Annotated in this window: 9 protein-coding genes; all 9 read right to left on the bottom strand. The window is 67.8% G+C overall.

All coding sequences use genetic code 11. The features are described 5' to 3' along the window. Positions 1 to 387 (bottom strand): hypothetical protein (locus AB1609_16445; GenBank protein MEW6048039.1); only part of this gene is annotated, 387 nt, incomplete at its 3' end. Positions 388 to 582: 195 nt separating this feature from the next. Beyond that, the gene (locus tag AB1609_16440) at positions 583 to 921 is read right to left on the bottom strand and encodes a hypothetical protein (protein MEW6048038.1); all 339 of its coding nucleotides are present in this window, start codon (positions 919 to 921) and stop codon (positions 583 to 585) included. A gap of 30 nt (positions 922 to 951) precedes the next feature. Continuing rightward, positions 952 to 1527, bottom strand: a complete 576-nt coding sequence (locus tag AB1609_16435) for a DUF1256 domain-containing protein (GenBank protein MEW6048037.1) — start codon at positions 1525 to 1527, stop codon at positions 952 to 954. A gap of 112 nt (positions 1528 to 1639) precedes the next feature. Further along, positions 1640 to 1843 (bottom strand): hypothetical protein, encoded by a 204-nt coding sequence (locus AB1609_16430; GenBank protein MEW6048036.1) that lies wholly within the window; start codon positions 1841 to 1843, stop codon positions 1640 to 1642. A gap of 12 nt (positions 1844 to 1855) precedes the next feature. Next, positions 1856 to 2422, bottom strand: a complete 567-nt coding sequence (locus tag AB1609_16425) for a DUF2997 domain-containing protein (protein MEW6048035.1) — start codon at positions 2420 to 2422, stop codon at positions 1856 to 1858. Positions 2423 to 2651: 229 nt separating this feature from the next. Then, positions 2652 to 3131 (bottom strand): hypothetical protein, encoded by a 480-nt coding sequence (locus AB1609_16420; protein ID MEW6048034.1) that lies wholly within the window; start codon positions 3129 to 3131, stop codon positions 2652 to 2654. Further along, positions 3112 to 3393, bottom strand: coding sequence for a hypothetical protein (locus tag AB1609_16415; protein ID MEW6048033.1), 282 nt, complete (start codon positions 3391 to 3393; stop codon positions 3112 to 3114). The genes AB1609_16420 and AB1609_16415 overlap by 20 nt, the downstream gene beginning before the upstream one ends. Before the next feature lie 191 nt (positions 3394 to 3584). Further along, entirely contained in the window at positions 3585 to 4247 is a 663-nt protein-coding gene (locus AB1609_16410; protein MEW6048032.1) for a type II toxin-antitoxin system HicB family antitoxin, read from the bottom strand. A 12-nt stretch (positions 4248 to 4259) separates the two neighbouring features. Further along, positions 4260 to 4472 (bottom strand): hypothetical protein (locus AB1609_16405; protein ID MEW6048031.1); only part of this gene is annotated, 213 nt, incomplete at its 5' end.

The raw sequence follows: 4472 nt of genomic DNA, 5'->3' as shown, positions 1-4472 counted from the left end.
GGGCTCCACCACGCGCACCTTGCGCGCGGAGTCGCCGATGCTGTCCGCCTCTACGAGGTCTCCATCGGGAGTGGCGATGTACCGCGCGCGGCAGGCATTCTTCCAGGACCCGCCCGCGCGGATCTCTATGATCTCGCCCAGGCGCGCGCGGTGCGCGCCCGACACGGTCACCTCCTTCTTGCCCCAGGTTTTGCGGAGCTCTACGAACTCGCGTACGAACCGGCCCTCCGTGACCCGCAGGCGGGCCACGTACGGTACGCCCTTGCGGGAGTCGTTCGTGGCCTTAAACGAGAACTCGTAGTCCCGGTCCTGCTGCTCTGTCCGGCGCTTTTCGGCCAGCACTTCGCGTGCCGGGGCCGGCAGGATCTTCAGATCTGTCGGGTCCATGGCCTCCAGGGCCTGCCGGCGTCCCGCTACACCTCGCTCGTTATTGCGCGCTCCTTGCCGTGTCTTTCGCTCGACCTCCGGTGCGCCGACTACGGCAGCGCAACGCCAAGTCCCGGGCGTCCGGGACCATACTGACGTAGTTGGGGCGGGCCTTTCTTCAGCCCGCCCCAGCGCCGCATCTGTGTGCTTTCGGGCCTATCTGAGAAAGAACCGGAAGAACGCCTCGAGCAGCGCCACCATCACCAGGATCTGCCCTGCCCAGAACCCGAATATCTTCCAGGTGAGCCGAGATTCCAGGTCAGCCAGGCGCTTCTCAAGGCGAGCTTCAGTTTCGGCAACTCGTCGCTCAAACCGCTCTACCATCAACTCGGTCACGCTGTCTTTCGTGGCCCGGGTAGAGACGTTGATGAGATCGACAAGTTCCTTTGCCGCTTCTGCGCCCAGTTTTTCGCGCAAGGCCTCGGGGATGAGGACTACCGTCATTCCGTCCACCACCTGCACCTCCATTTCACCAAGCGGCTGGCTGGTAAACAACCAAGAAGTCCCGCTGGTGTTGCTGGGGTGTCAAACCACCTGCGGCCACAGCAAACCCTGCCCCAGTTTCAGGCACAGGGCTCCTCCCTCCCTGCGCCCGAAAGCCTCCAGGATGGCCCCCGCGGCGACGCGGGCCATCCCAATGACCAGCCCCAGGCCCGCCGTGGCCAGCGCGATGTAATCGTCGTCCCCGCCGACTTCTTTCGCCACGGAACCGCCGAGGCGCAGCTCCCCCAGAGGCTGCGCCCTGCCCATCCCCGGCCGCATGGGCCAGCCGCCCACGCGGATGACCCCGGCCTCCTTGCCCAGCATGGCGTCCACCACCATGATCGGGCAGGCGCCCGACGCCCGCAGGGCCTGCGCAGCCTCGGCCAAGTCTTTGTTGGTTACAGGCTTTTTCAGCGTGCCCACCACAGGCACGGCCAGCCCGTGCTCCTCGAGGATCGTCCCCACCAGAGGGCCGAAGCAGTCTCCCAGGTAGTGGTCGGTGCCCAAACACAAGACCGCGGGCTGCGCGGGCTGGTACGAGGCGAGTGCTTCCCGCAGGAGCCCCGCAATGGCGTTCGCCGCCCCGGGGGCGTCGTAGCGAACCTCCAGGGTGCGCAATCTCCTCCCTCCCGTTTCTCCTCTCAGTTTCTTCCGCTCTCAGTGGTGAGGCCAGTAACGCAGCCATTCCGGGACGGCCGCCGGCGCCTCTCAACCGCGGCCGTTCCCATTATCACGCCACGTCGCCATGTTTGGGGCAGAACACCGCCCAGTAGTCTTCGCCCCACCAGCCGCCGTAGACAAACTGCCACCTGAGTTTCCGCAGACACATCGGACAGCGCAGAGCATCCATTGCCCACTCCTCCAGCCTGTGCCAGCCGTTCTGGGGGACGGCAATGCGGTACCTGCGCGACTCATCTGGCCGCCTGAGGGTCATCCCTTTTCCTCTCTACCCGCACAGCTGCGACCCGTCGCGGACAGTACCGCCCAACTCCCGGTACATTTCCGGCGTAGCCTCAAACGAGGTCGTGTCCCCCAGGGCGTCCTCCAGGGCCTTCAGCTCCAGACACTTCTTGCCCGGGATGCCGGACACGTGCACCTGCACCGATCCGTCCGGCCGGCACACCACGGTGACCACAGCGCCGTCGCCCCGGCGGAGCACCACGTGGATCTCGCCGTCCGCGGCGCGTTCGAAGGCCTGGAAGCCCATTGCCAGCCCCTGTTGCCGCGCCTTCAGCGCTGCGTAGATCTGCAACAGCCGGCCACCTTTGGGGCCAATAGCTTTCTCGACGTGTCCCTGCCAAAAGTCGGCCTGCAACTCCCAGGTGCCGTCTTTGCGCCGCACGAACCCAACGTCGTAGGGTCCCGGCAGCTCGAACACGAGGTCCATCTTCTTCGTACCGCCGTACCAGCGGCACATCCCGTCCTTTTTCACCTTCAAGCCCAGTACCCTGGCAGCCTGGGCCAGAACCATGGGGTCCTTCATCTGCGTCCTGACGCCCGCGATGTGAGACACGGTTCCTCCCTCCTTACCCCAGCTGAAACATGCACCCCACCGCCCACGACCGCCCGAGCCACAGAACGAAGGCCCGGGCGCACTTCCACACAGCCACTGCCCTTTTCTCCCTCCTTCCCGCGCCGGCTACTCCGCGCGGCACCAGAACACCGGCCGGCCCGGCGGGCCCGGGCCGGCAGCCTACCCAAAAGCTGGGGGCCGGGCGGGAACCCCGGCCCCAGTCCTCCCGTCAGAACCACGAAGCGAATTCTGGATACTTGCCCGTCGCCAGCGCGCGTCTGACTATGGCCCGAGCTGTCTGGTAGTCAGCCATCGGGCCGCGGTGCCCGTGGCGATTTTGGATCGCCCGGCGTACCACGGACTTCGTGGGCTCTTTGACACCCCGGCTGCCCAGGTGCGATACCCACTCGCACCAGAACTCCTCGCCCCGAGCGCAGTGCCAGAGCAGGTTTGCGGCCGCCTCGGGCGTCAGGTAGCCCAGGCTCTCGCAGATGAGGTGCGAGCACAGCCTCGGGAACTGCGCCAGGATGGCTTCCAGGGGCTGGTCGTGCCGCACCTCCTCCGGGGATTCCCGCACGATTCGCCAGGTCAGCTTGCCGGGATCGCAGGCCGGGCACCTCTCGTCCTCCCAGGGCTCGAACCGGACCGGGGGCACCCGCGCCGAGTACCCGCAGGTGTCGCAACGGCACTCAAGCAGCTTGACCTTCACTTCCCCGCCCCCCTTCCGCACCGCGCCACGCCGGGCAGGCCGGAGACGCCGTTTTGCGCCGGAGAACCGGCCAGGGCCCCGGCCTGCGGTACCGCATCACAATCACCGCAAGCAGCAGCCAGATCACGCACCAGGCCAGGGTCTCGCGGTCGTGGCGGCGTTCCGCCCTGGGCAACCAGCACACCGGCAGGCCCCAGCACAACGCCACGCACCACCTGCCCCACGCCAGGCCGGCACCGTTTTCGCCGCGGTAAAAATACATACCCCTCCCCCTTTCATCCCACACCCAATCCGCGGAGCCACCCCACGTGGGACTACGCGCCCCCAAAAGTCCGCAGCGCAGCCGCCCTGTCGAGCGCATCCGCAATCGCCGGGAAACATGCCGCCTCCCCTTCCCGCCGGGCCCGCCCGCGCAGGCCCGCTGTCAACGGGTCCCGCCCGCGCCCATGCCTCTCAGGCTTCCGCCCCAGGTTGCCCCGGCAGCAGCCGGTCGGGCCACACGGCGTCCCGGCTGGCCTCCCGGGCGTGCTTGCCGTGGTACGGCACCGCCAGCTTGTCCAGGGTTGCCGGGTCATCCACGCAGACGACGTGCACGTCGTACCCCTCTCCGTCGTTGGCAAAGGTCTCGCAGGAGCCGCGGCCCCGGTTCAGAGCCGCGGTCACGGCCGCGCGGAGCTTCCTCAGAGCGCGCCTGTTTCCCACCAGGTACACGTCCTGGTGCCATAAAGCCTGGCCGTATACGTGCAAAACGTCCGGCCCCGCCGCAATGCGGTCGCCGCAGCCCACCGGGTCCGGAAGCGCTTCCTCGATCAGACCGGCCGCGACATCTCCAACGCGGTGCGGGCGGTTCTCCGCGAACGCTTTCATAGCCAGGTGGTTGTACACGGATTCTGGCAGCCGGAGGGCGATCACCCGGTGGCCGTCTCCCGCCGGGTGGGGTACTTCGAACCCCCGCTCCCGGGCAACCGCCAACCACGCCTCCTGGGCCTCCTCGACGGCTTTCAGGGCCTCCGCCGGCGTCGGGCCGTCGGAGGCGCATCCCGGCAAGTCCGGGATCTCGGCGAACCAGCCACCCCCTTCATCTTCAGGAAGCGGGTACAACACGACGGGATACATCAGCCCCAACCCTCAGTACCCCCTTTCCTCCGGGTCAAACCAGTCCAGCCTCCCCTGGGCCACCGCGGCCATGGTCCGGCCGATGGCCCGGGAAGAGACCTCGCCACGCCTGGCGAGCATGGCCAGGCCCCAGGCGAACTGCCTGAAGCGGTCGTCCCAGTCTGCCGGGCGGCGGCCCGGGCGCCTGAGCGCCCGGGCTTTGCCCCGCTCTGCCGCACCTGCCCG

This window comes from Bacillota bacterium, from assembly GCA_040754675.1.
In the GTDB taxonomy this organism is placed as follows: Bacteria; Bacillota; Limnochordia; order Limnochordales; family Geochordaceae; genus Geochorda.
The sequence above is the reverse complement of the archived record's forward strand: the minus strand, read 5'-3'. Positions and strand labels throughout refer to the sequence as shown.